Below are 19,937 nucleotides of genomic sequence, written 5' to 3' on the forward strand. Positions count from 1 at the left end.
TGAACTTTTGCCTTCTATACTTTCTCTAAAGCTTTGATTCTATCTACTTTGATGGATTCAGAGTATATTAATGCTAACTTAGCACATGCTGGACCAACCAATTCATATAAAACTGAAGATGCTAAGATAATGGTCATCATGCGATTTCCTATATCAACAGGAAGTATTCGCTGTCCTAAAAATGCAAGACCAATAGAAACTCCAGCTTGTGGAATAAGCGCAAGACCTAAATAATTACGAATTTTTTTATCTGTAGAAGTAATAAAGCATCCTAAATATGCCCCTATATACTTTCCAATAATTCTAACAAAAAAATAAGCTATTCCTACTAATCCCAATGTTCCAAGTGAACTTATATCTAAGTTTATACCTGATATTATAAAAAATAGCGATAAAATTGGTGGAGTAAAGTTATTGATTTGTTTATACAAATTCTTATCTTGAGTTGTATTGATATATGTTGCCCCAAATACCATACAAGATAAAAGTGGAGATATATCAAAGATTGAGCATAGTCCAGAAATACCAAGTAATAATGCAATCACTAGTATCAAGCGATTATCATTACTTCTATTTGGAGTAAGTAATTTACTTAACATAATACCAAATAGAAGTCCTACTACTAATGCTCCAATATTATATATAATTGGTAGTATTACATAAATAAATGAGATATTACCAGTTTCTGTTGTATTGATAAAAGCAATAACTATGCTAAATATAATCAAGCAGACAACATCATCTAAAGCTACAACTTGCAGTAATGTGTTTACAAACTCTCCACGAGCCTTGTATTGATTTATTGTCATCATTGTACTTGCTGGAGCTGTAGATGTAGCAATTGCACCTAGCAATAATGAAAAACTCCAATTTAATGAAAAAATATAACGCATAGATATAGCAATCATAATGCCTGCAAGTAATGATTCCAATAAGGTAATTATTATAGACCTTATACCTGTTTTTTTGAATAATTCTCTTTTAAGAAACTTTCCAACGTCGAAAGCTATAAAAGATAATGCTATATCCCCTATAAATCCCATGTTCTTTGCTCTATTAATAGGTATTATATTGAGAACATAAGGACCTAATAAGATACCAGCAATTATATACCCGCTGACATTGGGAAGCCTTAGTATTTTTGTAACACGAGTTAATAAAAAGCCAGAAAGCAACATTGTTGATAAAGAGATAAGAATTATTGTTATATCACTAAATTGACTAAATAAATTGTTCATTACATCACTACTCCTTTAAGCAAATAATATTTTCAAAGATAATGAAAAATAAATAAGTTAATGACTAAATAGGATGTAGCATTAAATTAAAAAATACAAATAGTAACTTCATAGAATTAAGCTTGTATTTGAAAAGCAATATATGGAACTTGTAAATGTGTAGGGCAAAATAAACATTTACTTTACCTCCTCTACAATTGCCAATTGTTTGAAAATTTGTTATTATATTATAATAATTCATGTATAAAGTAAAATTATAATTATTTTTATATCGATAAAAAAAACTAATGTAGAGGTGTTTTTTATGTTAGATGCAAAATTGGATACATTACTTATGGTCTGTGAAACATTCAACTTTACTCGTGCAGCTAAGGAGCTCTCATTAACTCAACCCGCAGTGAGTCAGCATATTAGTCAATTAGAAAAGGAACTAGGCGTTAAAATATTTAATCGCAGTAAAGGAGAACTAAAATTAACATCTGAAGGTGAAATTATACTTATGTATGCTAAGCGTATTAAATCATTATATAGTAAATTACAGCAAAGTCTGTTAGATAAAAATCATCAGTCAACAAGGCTGACAATTGGAATTACGCATACAGCAGAAAGTAACTTTGTTGCTGAAGTTTTGGCGAAATATTGCAATATAAATAAGGGTGTTACCATTACAATAATTACTGAGTCCATAAAGAATCTTTATAATATGTTAATGAATTATGAGTTGGATTTGGCAATTGTAGAAGGAAATATAAATGATCCAAATATAAATTCATTATTGTTGGATACTGATTATTTGGTGCTTGTAGTTTCAAATAATAACCGATTTGCAAAAAAAGGTATGGTAACGATTAATGATATTAAAAATGAAAAGATGATATTACGTCTACCTAACTCTGGTACAAGAAATTTATTTGTTGCACATCTTGAAAGTCTTAATATGTCAATCGAGGACTTTAATGTTATACTTGAGGTTGATAATATTGCAACAATAAAGGACTTAATTCGCCGAGATTTTGGCATTTCTATACTTGCACGTAGTGCCTGCCTAGATGAATTAAAAAAAGGTAAAATTACAATTTTACCCATTGAGAATTTAAGTATGATTAGAGAAACTAGTATTTTATATCACAAAGATTTTAATCATACTGATATTTTACAAGATATCACTAAAATATATAATGAAACTGCTAGATTATATAAATAAAAGAGGATAATGACTTCTAAAATTGGTGGAATGGAAAAGTAGGTGATAAGTTGAAAAGGCTAATATATAGAGTAGCAAGATTGGTATTATTTATTTCCTTGTTAATTTTTATTGCGATTGAGAGTCTGATTATTATAGGGGGTAGAAAAACTCCAGATGTTAAGGTGGATTATGTTATGGTTTTAGGAGCTAGATTATATGGGGATATACCGTCCCCTGCTTTATTAGAAAGACTTAAAATAGCTAAGGATTATTTAATAGATAATAAAGATGTAAAGGTAGTGGTATCAGGTGGACAAGGTTTAGATGAAGATGTTGCTGAAGCCTATGCTATGGAAAAATATTTAATAGATAATGGGATTGAAAAAGATAGGATAATAGTTGAGGATAAATCCACTACTACTTTTGAAAATCTAAAATTTAGTTTAGATAAAATAAAAGAAGTTAATGATAGCAATAATATAAGTCTTTTAATTGCATCTAATAGATATCATATTTTTAGGTCAAAGTTACTGGCTAAAAGATTGGGGATAACAGCCTATGGATTACCTGCTAAGACACCTCTTATGATAGTCTTACAATCATATATAAGAGAGTTTCTTGCAGTTATTAAATCATATTTTATTGATAGGGTAAGAGTATAGACTATCTACAAGATTGAATACAAAAGATCTATTAAAATTAATATATATGTATTTTATATAGTATCAATAATTGTTATGCTAACATTTATAGAATTCTTATTATGAAATATGAATAATCTTTGTTTCTATAAGTCTATTGTTTGGCAATATCTTATTAACTATATTAATTTATTAAAATTGTAAATTCCATTTTAAAAGGATATAAGGGGTGGAATTGAAATTAGAAATTGCTACAGGATATTTCAAATAAATAATAGCATGGTGAATATTATACAAAAAGATAATATTCACCATGCTATTATTTATTAGATTAATATGTTTCTACAAAAAGTTCAAAGTGTGCTTGTGGATGAATACAAGCAGGACATACTTCAGGAGCATTTGAGCCTTCGTGTACATATCCGCAATTTCCACATTTCCATAATACTTTTTCTTCTTTTTTAAATACTTTGTCATTTAATATATTTTCAGCAAGTTTATTAAATCTAGTTTCATGAGCTTTTTCAGCATCAGCTATAGCTCTAAATGCAGTTGCTATTTCTTGAAAACCTTCTTCTTCGGCAATATCTGCAAATGCTGGATATAAGTCTTCCCATTCTTCATTTTCTCCACTTGCTGCACTTTTTAGATTATCTAATGTATTACTTTGAGCAACTGGGAAAGAAGCTTCTATATTTATAGTAGCTGGAAGTTCATCTTTTAATCCAGCAAGTAAAAACTTATAAAATCTTTTTGCATGTTCTTTTTCATTGTCAGCTGTTTCAATAAAGATATTTCTAATTTGCTTAAATCCTTCCTTATCCGCTACAGAAGCATAGTATGTATAGCGATTTCTAGCTTGTGATTCTCCTGCAAATGCTTTCATTAAATTTTCTGCTGTTTTTGTCCCCTTTAAATTTTTCATTTTTACCTCCTAATATTAGTGTTTTTTATTATTAATGCATCTAGGACAGATACCTTTAAAATAAACATTTTTTTCATTAATCTTAAAATTATTCAGTTGATTATCAATAAAATTATCTAAATCAATAGGGAAATCAAAGATTTCATTACAAGATTCACATTTGAAATGACCATGATTTTTCATATCAATATCATACTTGGCTTCACTGCCGTCTATAGATATTAATCTGACTAACTGAGCTTCAATAAACAGGTTTAAAGTGTTATAAACCGTAGTCTTTGAAAGGACAGGTATTTCATTATGAAGATCACTATAAATCATTTCAACTGTGGGGTGACATTTGTTTATTAATAAATATTCCAAAATTTTAATTCTCTGGTGAGTAGGTTTTATACCTTTACCAGCTAATATATTGGATAAGTTTTTGACTGATATTTCCATAGATATTCTTCCTTTTATTTTAAGATCAATATTTATAACCATTACTAATTTGTAACCATTACAAATACGATTATAGTATTAATTCCATGATTTGTCAACATATTATTTTTTGAAATAAAGATATTTATTCAAATCCTTACTTTATCTGTAGATTTACTATAAGTTTTTTTCGATCTTCTTTTGACTAAGCAACTAATATAGATTGATTTAATAATTTATATATTAATAATACATAAATTATTTCTTTATGATAAAATGACAGTATATAATTCAAGATTATAAAAAGGTAGATATTAGTTATTGACGTGTAAGTGAAATTATATGTATTAATAATTTTGATTTTGAAATATAACATTGAAGCTTGGTACTAAAGTTTATAATGTGAATATAGCTATACGAAGGGGGATAGAAAATGAATAATACACTAAATGTATCTATATCCGTTGAGAAAACAGTAAATTTAATATATGAGGAAGTTGTTAATTGTAGTATCACTGGGGAATTGTTAGATAAATATGAGATTAATAGCTTGGATAATAAGAAATGCATAGTAATGGTATTTGATAAACATTATTATCGAGCAGGAAACAGGTTAACTCTAACAGTTATAATAGATAGTTTAGAAGATGTTACAAGAGTGCATTATATTAGTGGTGGTGGAGGAAAGGGATTATTTAATTTTGATGGGGGAGCATCTGAAAGTTTTGCAAATATTGTTCCAGAAGTATTAAAAGAATATATTATTTGATTCATTTTTAAATAAATGTTCAATAAATTATATTGAGTTTTAAATAATAATAAAGGAGAGATTATTATGATGCCAAATATAGGGGGATTTATGGGAGCTCTTGGATATTTAAGTATTATTTTAAGTTTTATTAAAGCAATATTGGAAATTTTACTTTATATTTCAGCTATTTTTGTGTCGTTCAAAGCAGTACAGGCATTGAACATATATATTAATAAAAATATAATATAATATATTAAAGTATTATTTTATATAAGAGAAACAAAAAGGGATTTTCAAAAGTGATATATTGAATCACTTTTGAGAGAATCCCTTTTTAATATTATAAATCTATTTTGTTATTAACGGTTATAGATTGGTTCTTCCCATCATCCAAAAGCAATTCTTCCACTAGCTGCTAGATCAGGTGTTTCTGGATTAGATAAAAACACTAAAAAAGAACCACCAGGAGGAAAAATAAACTTTCCTTGTTCATCATCACAGTTACATGCAAATTTATCCCTGAATTAGGGGGATTAAACAGTCTAGCGTATACTAACTTGGTATTCAATATATGGTTTATATATTGATGGATTAGGTAGGTTGCAAGATATATTAGGACAGTTATTTATATTAGGATATTTGGGATTATTCCATTCTTGAAAGTATTTAGAATCATTGAGATTAATATTATTGGATATAAATAATACTCCTTTGCATTTAAATTTAATTCATTATATGTTCAATATTATTAAATGTGAAGGATAGCTATTATTTCTATATAATAAATTTAATTATTAGAGGATAGGAATGTTGATAAAAAATAAATTTAAGATAAACATAGATAATAAAAATATATTTATATAAAATGATAATTATAAAAGTTCAAGGAGAAAAAATATGAGAATAGGATATGCATGTTTAACAGTAGGAGTTTTAGAGACAAATTTTAAAAGTTGCATGGTTAAAAATGCTAATGAAAAAAAGCTCTTAGAAATTATAGAGTATAATTTAAAATCATTAAATAATATTATAGATTATAATATTGAGAATAATATAAAACTTTTTAGAATAAGCTCTGATTTGATTCCCTTTGGTTCAAGTCCAGTAAATAATATACCTTGGTGGGAAGTCTTTTTTTCACAAATATCTTCAATTGGATCTAAAATAAGAGAAGCAGATATGAGAGTTTCCATGCATCCGGGACAATATACTGTGCTAAATTCTCCAAATGAAGATGTAGTTTTGAGAGCAATTGAAGACCTAAACTACCATAATAGAATACTAGATAGCCTAGGTATGGACAGAGAAAGTAAAATTATACTTCATATAGGAGGAGTTTATAATAATAAAGACAAGGCTATAAAAAACTTTGTTTCAAACTTTCAATTACTTGCTCAAGGAGTTAAAGAAAGATTAGTAATTGAAAATGACCATAAATCTTATAACATAGGAGAAGTTTTAGAAATAGGGAGGACTTTAAAGATTCCTGTTGTATTTGATAATCTTCATAATCAGGTATTGCCATATGATATCTCAAAGGATGATCAATATTGGATAAAGGAATGTAAGAAAACTTGGGAAAAAGAAGATGGACCTCAGAAAATTCACTATTCACAGCAGGATAAAGGCAAGAGAACAGGTGCACATTCAAATACTATAGAAATAGAACAGTTTATGAATTTTATTGAAACAATAGATGACAAGATAGATATAATGCTTGAAGTTAAGGATAAAAATCTTTCAGCAGTAAAATGTATTAATAGTACTTCAAAAAGTAAAAGAATAAAAACCCTTGAGCTGGAATGGAGCAAGTATAAGTATAATATATTAGAGCATTCTCATTTAAATTATAATAAAATTCGTGGGCTACTCAAAAATAAAAGTGAGTATCCTGTAATTGAATTTTACAAATTAATACAAGAAACTCTAAATATTGAAGAAACTATAGGTAATACAGTTAATGCCGTCCTTCATGTCTGGGGATATTTTAAATTAATTTCCACAGAGGATGAAAAAAAGAAATTTATGAAATTATTAGAAAACTACGAGGAAGGTAAAAGATCTAAAGATTCTTTAAAAAAATTTTTATGGAAATTGGCTTTAAAATATGAAGAATCTTATCTTTTAAATTCTTATTATTTTCATTTGTAATATATTTTCGTGATATACTTTATTGAGAATCTAGTTGGATAATTGTTAATTATCTCGACTTTAAAATTATAAGTATATCTTGTATAATAGTATGATGTTGAAATATTTATAAAAAGGTTAGGGAATAGAATGAAAAGAATAAATGAAATTTTCAATGATTATGAAACAAAGGGAAATATAAATACTGCAATAGTAGAAGGTGTAGTCTTAAGAAAAGATGAGAAGACATTGGAGATGAAGATTAGAACTGATAAATTTATTCAAATTAGAGAAATTGAAGGACTTAATAAGTTTATAAGGGAAAGATTTTCATTAAATGATTCTAAAATCATTGTAGAGTATGCTGAAGAAATTGATAAGATACCTAGAGAAGAGGAGTTAAGAGATATTATATGTGTCATGTCAGATAAATATCCTGTCTTAAAGGCAATTATAAACAATTGTGAATTTGAAGTATTTGAAAATACCATTAACTTTAATTTTAAAATTCCAGCATCAAAGCTTTTAAGATCTATGAGTTATGATAAAGAAATCAATAGGGCTATAAAAAATCTTTACAATACAGAATATGAAATAAATTTTATTGATAAAGTATGCAATGAAGAGTTAAAAAGGCTGCAAGAAGATGTGTATTCAAAAGAAATTATGTTAATACAAAAAGAGGCTGCCATCCAACAAAGTAATAATGCTTCTAAATTTCCCAAGGAAACTTTAGGAAAGCAGGATGTGAAGGCAGAAACTAATAACAAAAAGAACGATCCATTCTTAATATTAGGCAGAAGCTCTAAAATTAAAGATACTATAACAAAAATTACTGATATTACACCATATGAGGGGAAGGTAGCCATAGAGGGTGAAATATCTAATATAGAATCCAGGGAGCTGAGAAGTGGGAAAATTTTAGTTTCTTTTGACTTATATGATGGCTCAAGTTCCATAACATGTAAATCCTTTATAAAAAGTGATGATATTGGGGTATTAGATAAAATTAAGAAAGCCAGAGGTGTTAGACTTTGTGGGAATGCAGCTTATAGTAAGTTTTCTGGAGAAGTTGAGATTATTGCTAATACTATAATAGAAACAGAAGGAATAAAGAAGGTTAAAAGAGATGATAATGCTGAATTGAAGAGGGTAGAGCTTCATATGCATACACAAATGAGTCAGATGGATGCTATGACCAGTGCTACTGATTTAATTAACAGAGCCATGAGCTGGGGGATGAAATCAATTGCCATAACTGATCATGGAGTGGTACAGGCTTTTCCCGAAGCTCATAAGCTTTTAGGAAGAAATAATCCAGATATGAAAGTTATATATGGAGTAGAAGCCTACTTGGTACCAGATAAAAAGCCATCTGTAACAAAACCTAATGGACAGGGGATTGATACTACATATTGTGTACTTGATTTGGAGACCACAGGCTTTTCCCCAGTAACAGAAAAAATTACTGAAATAGGAATTATGAAACTTAAGGATGGAGAAGTAATAGATAAGTTTAGCACATTTGTAAATCCTGAAAAGTCTATTCCGCAAAGAGTTGTAGAAATTACCAATATAACTGATGATATGGTTAAAGATGCAGAAACTATAGATAAGATTTTTCCTAAAATGTTAGATTTTATTAATGATAGTGTTTTAGTTGCACATAATGCTGACTTTGATATAAATTTCTTAAGACATAATGCAAAGATATTGGGATATGACTTCGAATTTACATATATAGATACCCTGTCCTTAGCTCGGGAAATCTTTCCTGATTTTAAGAGCTATAAATTGGGAAGAATAGCTAAAAATCTTGGGATAAAGGTAGAAGTCGCTCATAGAGCCTTAGATGATGTGGATACCACCGTAAAGGTATTTAATATTATGATTGAAAGACTAAAGGAGTTGGGAGCTGAAACTCTTGAGGATATAGATAGATGTGCTTCTAGCCAGGAGGCTAAGAAGGAGGAGTATAAAAAGCTTAGAACCTATCATGCTATAATACTTGCAAAAAATTATACGGGATTGAAGAATTTATACAAACTCGTATCTTATTCCCATTTAGATTATTTTTATAAGAGGCCACGTATTTTGAAGAGCATATATAAAAAATATTCTGAGGGATTAATTCTTGGAAGTGCCTGCAGTGAAGGGGAGCTTTATCAGGCAATACTTTTAGGAAAACCCGAGGAGGAAATTGAATCAATTGCAGAGGAGTATGACTATTTGGAAATTCAGCCTTTAGGAAATAACGATTATTTGGTAAGAAATGAGCAAGTGGGAAATATAGAAAGCTTGAAGGAAATCAATAGAAAGATTGTAGCTCTTGGAGAGAAATTTAAAAAACCTGTAGTGGCTACTGGAGATGTTCACTTCTTAGATCCTGAGGATGAGATATATAGACGTATATTGGAAACAGGTCAAGGATATAAAGATGCAGACAATCAAGCTCCTTTGTATTTAAAGACTACAGAGGAAATGCTTGAGGAATTTTCATACTTAGGAAGGGAAAAGGCTTATGAGGTTGTGGTTACAAATACTAATATAATTTCTGATATGTGTGAACAAATTAGTCCTATTTCATCGGAAAAGGCTACACCACATATAGAAGGCTGTGAGCAGACTATTCGAGATATTACTTATGGAAAGGCTCATGAGCTCTATGGAAATCCACTACCTGAAATTGTTCAAGAAAGACTTGATAGGGAGTTGGATTCCATTATAAAGAATGGATTCTCAGTAATGTATATTATCGCACAAAAATTGGTATGGAAATCAAATGAAGATGGTTATCTTGTAGGCTCTAGAGGTTCCGTTGGTTCTTCTGTTGTAGCATATATGACTGGTATAACAGAAGTAAATGCTTTACCACCTCATTATAGATGCACAAAATGTAAGCATTCAGATTTTACAGATTACGGCTATAAACTTGGATTTGACTTACCTGATAAGTTGTGTCCAGTTTGTGGCGAAAATTTAACTAAAGATGGTATAGATATACCTTTTGAAACTTTCTTAGGTTTTAATGGGGATAAAGAGCCAGATATAGATTTAAACTTTTCTGGAGAATATCAGGCAAAGGCTCATAGGTATACAGAAGTTATCTTTGGAAAGGGGACGACATTTAAGGCTGGAACTATAGGTACTATTGCAGAAAAGACAGCCTTTGGCTATGTGAAAAAGTATTGTGAGGAGAAAAATATAACCGCAAATAAAGCAGAAATTCTTCGAATTTCAAGAGGCTGTACAGGCATTAAAAGGACTACAGGTCAGCACCCTGGGGGAATAATAGTTGTGCCAAAGGGACGGGAAATCTTTGAATTTTGTCCAGTTCAGCATCCTGCTGATGATACAAACTCAGATATTATAACAACACATTTTGATTATCACTCTATTGATGAGAATTTATTAAAGCTAGATATATTAGGGCACGATGATCCCACTGTTATAAGAATGCTCCAAGATATTACTGGAGTAGACCCACAAAAAATACCTATGGATGATAAAAAGACCATGTCTATATTTTCATCTACTGAGGCTTTAGGTGTAACACCAGAGCAGATAAACTCCAAAGTAGGAACCTTTGGTATTCCTGAATTTGGCACTAGATTTGTAAGAGGAATGCTTTTAGATACAATGCCAAAGACTTTCATGGATTTAATATGTATATCTGGACTTTCCCATGGTACTGACGTATGGCTTGGAAATGCCAAGGATTTAATCGATTCAAAAATAATTACAAGCATAAGTGAGGCAGTATGTACTAGAGATGATATTATGGTTTATCTTATTAAAAAAGGTTTGCCGCCAAATACTGCCTTCAAGATAATGGAAACAGTTCGTAAGGGAAAGGCTTTAAAAGATTCCAAATGGGCAGAGTATGAGGATTTAATGAGGGAATTTGAGGTTCCAGAGTGGTATATTAACTCATGTAAAAAGATAAAGTATATGTTTCCTAAGGCCCATGCTGCAGCTTATGTAATGATGGCTTTCAGGATAGCATGGTTTAAGGTTCATATACCTAGAGCATATTATGCAGCATATTTTTCAATTAGGGCAAAAGCCTTTGATGCGGAATTTATGATATTTGGAAAAGAAAAGGTTAAAGAAAAGATGAAGGAAATTGAATCCATGGGGAATGATGCTGCTCCTAAGGATAAGGATATGTATGATGACCTGGAACTGGTCCTGGAAATGTACGAAAGGGGAATTAAATTCCTGCCTATTGATTTATATAAATCCCATACAACAAAATTCTTACTAGAGGGAGATTCTTTAAGACCACCTATAAACAGTATACCTGGAATGGGAACTGTGGCTGCAGAAGGTATATATAAGGCGGCACAGGAAGAACCCTTTAGCTCCATAGAAGATTTAAGGAAACGGGCTAAGATTGGAAATACGGCTATAGATTCACTTAAAAAGTTTGACTGTTTAAAAGATCTTCCGCAAAGTGATCAAATAAGTTTTTTTGATGCAATTTAGCAACTATGTCCTTTCACGCAAGTATATAAAATTTATATTAAATAAAAAGATCGCAGGCTTGATTTGCACCACAAATATCAGACGAGGACTAATATTTGTGGTGTGCTTTTTTTATCTTAATATCCAGAGTACTCATTGGATATAATATTTAATAATAATAACTTAAAGGATAGTGATATTATGAACAGATTATCTAATGAAAAATCTCCATACTTACTACAGCACAAAGATAACCCAGTAGATTGGCATCCATGGGGAGAAGAAGCTCTAACAAAAGCTAAAACTGAAAACAAACCTCTATTTGTATCCATAGGTTATAGTACTTGTCATTGGTGTCATGTAATGAATAGACAATCTTTCCAAGATACTGAGGTTGCAGAAGTCTTAAATAAAAGTTTCATTCCAATCAAAGTAGATAGAGAAGAAAGACCAGATATAGATAAAGTATATATGATATTTTCTGAGGCCATGACTGGCTCTGGAGGATGGCCACTTAATATTTTAGCAACTCCAGAGGGCAAACCTTTTTTCGTTGGGACTTATTTTCCTAAGAGAACGAAAAATAGGATGACCGGAATAATTGATTTGCTAGAAAAGATTAATAGATTATGGAAAAATGATAGAGATAAGGTTCTGGAAGAATCTCAATATATCTTAAATGAAGTAAAGAAAAGATACTTAGTAAATGAGGAAGGAAATATAAAAAGAACAATAGACAAAAAAGTAAAAGATGGATTAAAAAGAATATTTGATAATAAAAATGGTGGATTTGGTTCTTATCCAAAGTTTCCTATGCCTCAATATATTTGGTTTCTTTTAGAGTATGGCAGTAAAAATAATGATAAAGAAGCATTGGAAATGGCAGAAATTACTTTGGAAAAGATGTATAAAGGCGGCATTTTCGATCATATAGGTTATGGCTTTTATAGATATTCAGTAGACGAAAAATGGTTAATACCCCATTTTGAAAAGATGCTTTATGACAATGCATTATTGGGAATAGTTTATACAAGGGCCTATGAAATAACAAAAAAATCTTTATATAGAGAAGTGGCTCAAAAAATATATGGATTTACAGTAAGGGATATGTTCTCTAGTGAAGGAGGATTTTTTTCAGCACTAGATGCTGAGTCAGAAGGTAAGGAAGGAAAGTTTTATATATTTGATTATAATGAGGTATTAAATGTTTTAGGAGAGGAGCTAGGAGAGTTATATTCTAAATACTATGATATTACAGAAGAAGGTAACTTTGAAGGTGCTAATAATCCTAATCTAATATTATATGATTTAGAAGAAATATCAGAGTCGGATAAATCGAGTCTTGATAAAGCTAATAAAATATTATTTCAATATAGGGAAAAACGAGTTAAGCCACATAGAGATGAAAAAATATTAACTTCATGGAATGGTTTAATGATAGCTAGTTTAGCATATGCTTCTAGAATATTTAATAATGAAAATTACAGTGAAGCAGCAAAAAAATCAGCAGATTTTATTATCGAAAACTCTATGGATAAAGATGGTCATTTACTATCTACACATATAAATGGAGAATCCTATAATACAGGGTATTTAGAAGACTATTCTTTCTTTATATATGGATTACTTCAATTATATGAAACTGTAAAGGAAAATAAGTACCTAGATTTGGGAATTAAGTTATCAGAAGATATGATAGAACTATTTGGTGATGATAGAGAAGAAGGATTATTTTTCTATAGTAATATATCAGAACAGCTAATAATGCGTCCAAAAGATATATATGACGGTGCTATACCCTCTGGTAATTCTTTGGCTATAATGAGTTTAGTTAAAATATATAAGTTAACCGAAGAAGAAAAATATGAAAAGAGGGCAAAAGAAATACTTTATGCCTTTGGAGAGGATATAAATAATAATCCTCTTGCATATCTGTATTCATTAATTGCATTAGGGAAAAAATAAAAATAAGTATCATTTTTGGTTACTGCACCAAAAATGATACTTATTTAGATAATTCCTATTGAATTTAGAAGTACAATTAACAATAATAATGGTGATATATATTTTAAAATAAAATAATAAAGGTTTATGGTTCTTAGGTTGTTTAATTTATGCCCATTTGAAAGTTCATCTATTATACTATCTTTATTAGCAAAATAACCAACAAAAATTGCTATAAGAAGTCCCCCTACAGGCAGCATAATATTGGATGATATAAAGTCAAATAAATCAAAAAAGTTCTTCTTGAATAAAGTAAACTCTCCAAATATACTAGTGGGATGAACAGTTAATGCACCTACTGAAAATATTATTCCAGATATAATTATTACTGCATATTTTCTTTTAATATTCCATTCCTCAGACATAAATGCAACTGGTACTTCTACCATTGAAATCATTGCTGTAGTAGCTGCAATAGATGCTAATATAAAAAATGCAATAAGTAGAATATTGCCAAATGGTATCTTTGAAAAAACTAAGGGAATAGTACTAAATAATAAACCAGGGCCAGAATCTGGAGCTAATCCAAATGTGAAAACTACTGGAAATATGGCTATACCTGCTAATCCAGATACCAATGTATCTGATAATGCAACCTTAGCAGAGGTATAAATCATATTATTATTATCTGTAAAGTAACTTCCATAAGTAATCATAGTACCCATGCCAAGAGAAAGTTTAAAGAAGGCCAAGCCCAAGGCAGCAAGAATAACAGAGGGTTTTATTTTCGAAAAATCAATACTGAACAGAAAACTTAAACCTTCCTTTGCTCCTTTTAGAGTTAGGGCTCTTATTGAGCATAAAATTAAAAGAATAAACAAAATAGGCATAAGGGTTTTTGTAATTTTTTCTATGCCATTTTTTACACCTGCAATTAATATTAAAGAAACCACTAATAATACAATTCCCTGCCAAATAATAGGGGAATATGATCCACTTACAGTGGTTGAAAACTTATTTATAACTATTTCTGTTGCATCTTCGATTGGAAGATTTCCTAGATTGAAAAATTCTCCCTTTATTGTTTTAAATACATATGAATATACCCAGCCAGCTACACTGCTATAAAAAAACATTATAAATAATGCAGCTATTATTCCCATATAACCAATAATATTCCAAAAAGGGCTTACTTTAAGTTTTGCAAAAGCAGCAACAGCATTAGATTTAGTTTTTCTGCCTATATAAAATTCTGATATCATTACAGGCAAACCTACTAATGATATAGATGTTAAATAGATAAGTACAAAAGCTCCACCACCATTTTCTCCCACAAGATATGGAAATTTCCATATGTTTCCCAAGCCAACTGCAGATCCTAGTGTAGCGAAGAATATTGCCAATCCAGATGAAAAGGATTCTCTCTTTTTATTTGGGTCTATCATTTTAAATTCCTCCTAAGCATAATCAATTTTAAAAAGTCTGAAAATAAATATAAAAAACATTGTATTATCAAAGCCATTTTATGTCAATACCAATTTTTTATTTAATATTCTAATTACAATAAATTTAAAACCAATACATGAACATAAATTTTAATAATTAAAATACTTGACATCTCGATTTTCTTACTTTATCATGTAGTAAAGCAATAAAGAAAGAGAGTGATTTAATGACAAATAAAAAACCGACGAGAGAAGAAGCTTTATTATTATTTAAGAAATACAATAAGTCCGATAGTTTATTACGTCATGCACTAGCCGTTGAAGCTACAATGAAACATTTTGCTGAACTTTTTAATGAACCAGATGTAGAAAAGTGGACTATAGTAGGTCTTATCCATGATTTGGATTATGAAATGTATCCAGATGAGCATTGTATAAAGGTACAAGAAATACTTAAAGAAGAAGATTATCCACAGGATTATATAAAAGCAGTAGCAAGTCACGGTTATGAAATATGTTGTGATGTACAACCTACAGAAAAAATGGAAAAAGTACTATATGCCATTGATGAATTAACTGGTCTTATTACTGCTGTAGCACTTCTTAGACCTAGTAAATCTGTATTGGATTTAGAACCAAAATCAGTAAAGAAAAAGTGGAAGGATAAGGGATTTGCAGCAGGAGTAGATAGAAGTATTATAGAAAAAGGTATAGAGATGCTAGGTGTGGAGAGAGATGATATAATTATGGAAACCATTCTTGCTATGAGAAAGGTAGCAGAAGAAATAGGTTTAAAAGGGGAATTATAATAAAAATTGGGTAATAATTGACATATATGAATATACAAGAAGGAGAGACTGCATATGATAAGAGATTTGAAAAATAAGAAAACTAAAATAAGTGATAAAGCATTTATTTCAGAAACATCAGATGTTTTGGGGGATGTAACTATGGGCGAAGGAAGTAGTATCTGGTATGGTGCAGTGGCCCGTGGGGATATGAGCTATATAACTATTGGAGAATACACTAATATACAGGATAATGCAACAATACACGTTGATACAAATTCACCATGTAAGATAGGAAATTATACTACTGTAGGACATAATGCAGTGGTTCATGGATGTGAGGTAGGAAACAATTGTTTAATAGGAATGGGTTCAATAATTTTAAATGGAGCAGTTATTGGAGATAATTGCATAATTGCAGCTGGAGCATTAATTACAAAAGGTACAGTCATACCTCCGAATTCTATGGTTATGGGCTCACCTGGAAAAGTTAAAAGGGAAGTAAGTAAGGAGGAAATAGAAACTATAAGATATAATGCTATTAGGTATGAAGAATTATGGAGAAATGAGCATATATAAATGAATATTAGATATTCAGCACATTTTTAGTTCTACAGTTTATCAAAGTTGAATAACATATACCAGATTAATTGTTCCTAAGTATTTAAAAAATAGGGGGGATATTATGTTAACAAATCCAGTGTTATTATCAGTATTAGTTATGACGGTATTATGTTTACTAAAAATGAATGTATTGATTGCACTTATTTTATCTGCATTAACAGGTGGTTTATTAGCAGGAATGTCATTTAAGGAATCCATAGGAGTTCTTATTGGAGGCATGGGTGGAAATGCAGAAACAGCACTATCCTATATATTGCTTGGAGCTTTAGCAATAGCAATTGGGAAAACTGGAGTTGCAGATATATTAGCTCGAAAAATTGGCAAAGGAGTTAAAAATAAAAAGGCAATTTTTGTGTTTTTAATAGCTGGAATAGCCTGTTTTTCACAAAATCTAATTCCAGTCCATATAGCTTTTATTCCAATATTAATACCGCCGCTAATTCCAGTTATGAACAAATTAAAAATTGATAGAAGGGCAGTTGCAGCAGCATTGACATTTGGACTTAAAGCTCCATATGTAATGATTCCAGCAGGATTTGGACTTATATTTCATAATATAATTAGAGATGCCTTAATAGATAATGGAATGTCTGTAGAAACTAATATGATCTGGAAATCAATGCTGTTTCCTGGTATTGGAATGATAATGGGTTTAATAATAGCTGTATTAATAAGCTATAGAAAGCCAAGAGAGTATGAAGATAAGGAACTAGTTAAATCTGATATTGAGCATGATGAAGATGAAAAAATATCAAAAGAACATATAGGTGCTTTATTAGGAGCAGTAGGAGCTTTTACTATTCAAATTATCACGAAATCACTTCCATTAGGAGCAATAGCAGGTCTAGCAATAATGATGGTATTTGGTACTTTTAAATGGAGAGAACTTGATGATATGTTAAGTGGTGGTATTGGATTAATGGGTTTTATTGCCTTTGTAATGTTAGTTGCTTCTGGATATGGTGCAGTTATTAGAGCAACAGGCGGAGTAGAAACCTTAGTAGAGGCAGCGGCAAATATAATGGGAGGAAGTAAAATTATAGCAGGATTTTTAATGCTATTAATTGGTCTAATTATTACCATGGGAATAGGTACTTCGTTTGGCACAGTTCCAATAATAGCGGCAATATTTGTTCCATTATGTATAAAATTAGGATTTAGTCCTGCTGCAACTATTTGTTTAGTAGGTACAGCTGGTGCATTGGGAGATGCTGGTTCTCCAGCTTCTGATAGTACATTAGGACCTACAGCAGGACTTAATGTAGATGGTCAACACGATCATATATGGGATACTTGTGTTCCTACATTTATTCATTATAATATTGCATTATTGATATTTGGAACAATAGCGGCATTGATACTTTAACATAAAGTTGAGGGGCAGTTAGCCCCTTAATTTATTTCATAGCCTTTTTAGCAAATTCAGTAGTTACTATCTTAGTATAATCGGCTTTCTTATCCAACTCTCCTGCTAACTCCATTATATCCATCATATGATTTAGTCCATCTTCTGTAATGATTAAGTCTGGTTTCCAAGAATCTTGCTCTCTATATCTTTCTATAAGTGTGATAAGCACTTCTTTATCTGTATCAGGGAATTGTGGGATTACAGCATCTGCAATCTCTTCACTGCTATGTTCTTGAACCCAAACCATGGCTTTATATAAAGCATTGGTAAAGCTTTGAATAGTTTCTGGATTTTTTTTGATATATTCTTTAGTTGCGGAATAGCAAGTATATGGAATATATCCACCTTCTTTACCTATGGAAGCTACTACATATCCCTTACCTTCTTTTTCTAATGTAGCGGCTACAGGTTCAAATAATGTTACATAATCACCTTCACCACCAACAAAAGCTCCTGCCATTACATCAAATTGTATATCTGTTCTAATCACAACATCTTTACCTATTTCTAGACCATAACTTTTGATTACGTATTCCAAAGTCATTTCAGGCATTCCGCCTTTTCTACCACCGATTACAGTTTTACCCTTTAAGTTTTCAAATGTAAAGTTATCATCTTTCTTTCTACCTACTAAAAAAGAACCATCCCTTTGTGTCAATTGAGCAAAATTAATTACATAATCATCTCTTCCTTGATTATATACATATACTGATGCTTCTGGCCCCATAAATCCTATATCAGCTTCTTTGCTCAATAGAGCAGCCATACATTTATCTGCTCCCTTACCATTGATTAATTCGATTTTTAAACCTTCTTCTTCAAAGAATCCCTGTGTTATTGCTATATATTGTGGAGTATAGAATAATGAGTGAGTAACTTCAATTAATTTTATTGGTTTTAAATCAGTTTTACTCTTACATCCTACTAATCCTAAGATTATTATAAGAACTAAAATAAAAGAAATTCTTTTAAAAAAACTTGACATCTTATCCCTCCTTATATAATATGTGTGTACGAAAGCATTAATTAATGTTATAATATTCTAAAATATAATAAATGTTCCAAATCAGTTGTTAAAGGTGGGGAAATATGAATATACCAAATATGCTAACAGTTTTAAGAATATTGCTTATTCCAGTGTATTTATACTTTTTTTATTCTAATATTGAAAACAATATTTTATTTGCAGGATTAATATTTATTTTAGCGGGGATTTCTGATGTATTAGATGGATATATTGCAAGAAAGTATAATATGAGTACTACACTTGGCATAGTATTAGATCCTATTGCAGATAAATTGATGACATTTACTATTTTGATTAGTTTTACAACAAAAGGCATCATACCAATCTGGATATTAATTGCTTTGGGAATAAAGGAAATAATGATGATTTTAGGAGGAACTATATTATATTTATTTAAGGGCAAACAAGTTTTGCCTTCTAACAGATATGGAAAAATTGCAACTTTATCTTTTTATGCAGCTACATTGTCTATAGTATTTAGATTACCTAGTATAATATCAAGAACTTTATTTTTTCTAACTGTAACTCTTAATATAATAGCTTTTATAAATTATTTTATAATTTATACAAAGATGAGAAATAATATGAATGATGATATAGTTGACAAATAAAAACTATATATATATAATAAAATAAACAAATTTACTTTGCTTTGATAAAGAGGAGTAAGTAAATAGTACTATACAGAGAGAAGATCCTAGGCTGAGAGGTCTTAAGTTAAATATTTACTGAAAGTAGCTTTTGAGCATTCAGGCCGAAACTAAGTAAGCTTGAAGGGTTAAACCCTTATATTTATTTAAGAGCCATGGAAATATCCATGGAATTAAGGTGGTACCGCGAATTACCCTTCGTCCTTTATGTTATAAGGATGGAGGGGTTTTTTATGACCTAACACAATGACAACCGCGACTTTAATTAAAAATTTTTCATTTAATGAAGGAGG

At 30.1% G+C, this 19,937-nt stretch carries 16 protein-coding genes and 1 other annotated feature; of the genes, 11 read left to right on the forward strand and 5 right to left on the reverse strand.

Features of this window, described 5'->3' with window-relative positions; translation table 11 throughout:
• Positions 1 to 14: 14 nt before the first annotated feature.
• Positions 15 to 1,238 carry a cation:proton antiporter gene (locus RT714_RS07965; protein WP_313757045.1) on the reverse strand — a complete coding sequence of 408 codons (1,224 nt, stop codon included), beginning with the start codon at positions 1,236 to 1,238 and terminating at the stop codon, positions 15 to 17.
• Between the two features lie 304 nt (positions 1,239 to 1,542).
• Between RT714_RS07965 and RT714_RS07970 the strand changes: the two genes are divergently transcribed.
• Positions 1,543 to 2,442, forward strand: a complete 900-nt coding sequence (locus RT714_RS07970) for a LysR family transcriptional regulator (RefSeq protein WP_313757046.1) — start codon at positions 1,543 to 1,545, stop codon at positions 2,440 to 2,442.
• Between the two features lie 50 nt (positions 2,443 to 2,492).
• On the forward strand, positions 2,493 to 3,086 hold the full coding sequence (locus RT714_RS07975) for a YdcF family protein (protein ID WP_313757047.1): 594 nt from the start codon (positions 2,493 to 2,495) through the stop codon (positions 3,084 to 3,086).
• 310 nt (positions 3,087 to 3,396) lie between these two features.
• Here RT714_RS07975 and rbr read toward each other — a convergent pair whose 3' ends face one another.
• Complete coding sequence (rbr, locus tag RT714_RS07980; protein WP_313757048.1) at positions 3,397 to 3,990, reverse strand: rubrerythrin; 594 nt, start codon at positions 3,988 to 3,990, stop codon at positions 3,397 to 3,399.
• Between the two features lie 15 nt (positions 3,991 to 4,005).
• Positions 4,006 to 4,431 (reverse strand): Fur family transcriptional regulator, encoded by a 426-nt coding sequence (locus tag RT714_RS07985; protein ID WP_313757049.1) that lies wholly within the window; start codon positions 4,429 to 4,431, stop codon positions 4,006 to 4,008.
• 412 nt (positions 4,432 to 4,843) lie between these two features.
• Between RT714_RS07985 and RT714_RS07990 the strand changes: the two genes are divergently transcribed.
• The 5 genes from RT714_RS07990 to RT714_RS08010 all read left to right on the forward strand — a co-directional run bounded on the left by RT714_RS07990 (position 4,844) and on the right by RT714_RS08010 (position 13,723).
• Entirely contained in the window at positions 4,844 to 5,179 is a 336-nt protein-coding gene (locus tag RT714_RS07990; RefSeq protein ID WP_313757050.1) for a DUF6054 family protein, read from the forward strand.
• Between the two features lie 66 nt (positions 5,180 to 5,245).
• Complete coding sequence (locus RT714_RS07995; RefSeq protein ID WP_313757051.1) at positions 5,246 to 5,410, forward strand: hypothetical protein; 165 nt, start codon at positions 5,246 to 5,248, stop codon at positions 5,408 to 5,410.
• Between the two features lie 648 nt (positions 5,411 to 6,058).
• Positions 6,059 to 7,312: a UV DNA damage repair endonuclease UvsE gene (uvsE, locus tag RT714_RS08000; protein ID WP_313757052.1), complete on the forward strand. Its 1,254-nt coding sequence runs from the start codon at positions 6,059 to 6,061 to the stop codon at positions 7,310 to 7,312.
• 129 nt (positions 7,313 to 7,441) lie between these two features.
• On the forward strand, positions 7,442 to 11,779 hold the full coding sequence (gene polC, locus RT714_RS08005; protein ID WP_313757053.1) for a DNA polymerase III subunit alpha: 4,338 nt from the start codon (positions 7,442 to 7,444) through the stop codon (positions 11,777 to 11,779).
• Positions 11,780 to 11,914: 135 nt separating this feature from the next.
• Positions 11,915 to 13,723, forward strand: a complete 1,809-nt coding sequence (locus tag RT714_RS08010) for a thioredoxin domain-containing protein (RefSeq protein ID WP_313757054.1) — start codon at positions 11,915 to 11,917, stop codon at positions 13,721 to 13,723.
• Between the two features lie 44 nt (positions 13,724 to 13,767).
• Here the strand turns inward: RT714_RS08010 and RT714_RS08015 are convergent, their stop codons facing one another.
• Positions 13,768 to 15,147 (reverse strand): sodium-dependent transporter, encoded by a 1,380-nt coding sequence (locus RT714_RS08015; protein WP_313757055.1) that lies wholly within the window; start codon positions 15,145 to 15,147, stop codon positions 13,768 to 13,770.
• Positions 15,148 to 15,374: 227 nt separating this feature from the next.
• On the opposite strand from RT714_RS08015, the gene RT714_RS08020 reads away from it, so the two are divergent.
• From RT714_RS08020 to RT714_RS08030, 3 genes are all read left to right on the forward strand, one after another.
• Entirely contained in the window at positions 15,375 to 15,956 is a 582-nt protein-coding gene (locus tag RT714_RS08020; RefSeq protein WP_313757056.1) for an HDIG domain-containing metalloprotein, read from the forward strand.
• Positions 15,957 to 16,010: 54 nt separating this feature from the next.
• A complete protein-coding gene (locus RT714_RS08025) occupies positions 16,011 to 16,514 on the forward strand; it encodes a gamma carbonic anhydrase family protein (protein WP_313757057.1) in 504 nt (167 codons plus the stop codon).
• Positions 16,515 to 16,620: 106 nt separating this feature from the next.
• On the forward strand, positions 16,621 to 17,925 hold the full coding sequence (locus tag RT714_RS08030; RefSeq protein WP_313757058.1) for a Na+/H+ antiporter family protein: 1,305 nt from the start codon (positions 16,621 to 16,623) through the stop codon (positions 17,923 to 17,925).
• A gap of 31 nt (positions 17,926 to 17,956) precedes the next feature.
• Here RT714_RS08030 and RT714_RS08035 read toward each other — a convergent pair whose 3' ends face one another.
• On the reverse strand, positions 17,957 to 18,952 hold the full coding sequence (locus tag RT714_RS08035) for an ABC transporter substrate-binding protein (RefSeq protein ID WP_313757059.1): 996 nt from the start codon (positions 18,950 to 18,952) through the stop codon (positions 17,957 to 17,959).
• A gap of 104 nt (positions 18,953 to 19,056) precedes the next feature.
• Here RT714_RS08035 and pgsA point away from each other — a divergent pair, with 104 nt between their 5' ends.
• A complete protein-coding gene (pgsA, locus tag RT714_RS08040; protein ID WP_313757060.1) occupies positions 19,057 to 19,605 on the forward strand; it encodes a CDP-diacylglycerol--glycerol-3-phosphate 3-phosphatidyltransferase in 549 nt (182 codons plus the stop codon).
• Between the two features lie 32 nt (positions 19,606 to 19,637).
• Positions 19,638 to 19,853 (forward strand) — a binding site (T-box leader).
• The last annotated feature ends 84 nt before the right edge of the window (positions 19,854 to 19,937 follow it).

It is taken from the genome of Tissierella sp., from assembly GCF_032104385.1.
Taxonomy (GTDB): Bacteria; Bacillota; Clostridia; order Tissierellales; family Tissierellaceae; genus Tissierella.

What these genes read in the sequence shown, in the direction of transcription:
- rbr (WP_313757048.1), bottom strand. Translation starts at nt 3,990, where the DNA reads ATGAAAAATTTAAAGGGGACAAAAACAGCAGAAAATTTAATGAAAGCA.
- RT714_RS07985 (WP_313757049.1), bottom strand. Translation starts at nt 4,431, where the DNA reads ATGGAAATATCAGTCAAAAACTTATCCAATATATTAGCTGGTAAAGGT.
- RT714_RS08030 (WP_313757058.1), top strand. Translation starts at nt 16,621, where the DNA reads ATGTTAACAAATCCAGTGTTATTATCAGTATTAGTTATGACGGTATTA.
- RT714_RS08015 (WP_313757055.1), bottom strand. Translation starts at nt 15,147, where the DNA reads ATGATAGACCCAAATAAAAAGAGAGAATCCTTTTCATCTGGATTGGCA.
- polC (WP_313757053.1), top strand. Translation starts at nt 7,442, where the DNA reads ATGAAAAGAATAAATGAAATTTTCAATGATTATGAAACAAAGGGAAAT.
- RT714_RS07995 (WP_313757051.1), top strand. Translation starts at nt 5,246, where the DNA reads ATGATGCCAAATATAGGGGGATTTATGGGAGCTCTTGGATATTTAAGT.
- RT714_RS08025 (WP_313757057.1), top strand. Translation starts at nt 16,011, where the DNA reads ATGATAAGAGATTTGAAAAATAAGAAAACTAAAATAAGTGATAAAGCA.
- RT714_RS07965 (WP_313757045.1), bottom strand. Translation starts at nt 1,238, where the DNA reads ATGAACAATTTATTTAGTCAATTTAGTGATATAACAATAATTCTTATC.
- RT714_RS08035 (WP_313757059.1), bottom strand. Translation starts at nt 18,952, where the DNA reads ATGTCAAGTTTTTTTAAAAGAATTTCTTTTATTTTAGTTCTTATAATA.
- RT714_RS07970 (WP_313757046.1), top strand. Translation starts at nt 1,543, where the DNA reads ATGTTAGATGCAAAATTGGATACATTACTTATGGTCTGTGAAACATTC.
- RT714_RS08020 (WP_313757056.1), top strand. Translation starts at nt 15,375, where the DNA reads ATGACAAATAAAAAACCGACGAGAGAAGAAGCTTTATTATTATTTAAG.
- uvsE (WP_313757052.1), top strand. Translation starts at nt 6,059, where the DNA reads ATGAGAATAGGATATGCATGTTTAACAGTAGGAGTTTTAGAGACAAAT.
- pgsA (WP_313757060.1), top strand. Translation starts at nt 19,057, where the DNA reads ATGAATATACCAAATATGCTAACAGTTTTAAGAATATTGCTTATTCCA.
- RT714_RS07990 (WP_313757050.1), top strand. Translation starts at nt 4,844, where the DNA reads ATGAATAATACACTAAATGTATCTATATCCGTTGAGAAAACAGTAAAT.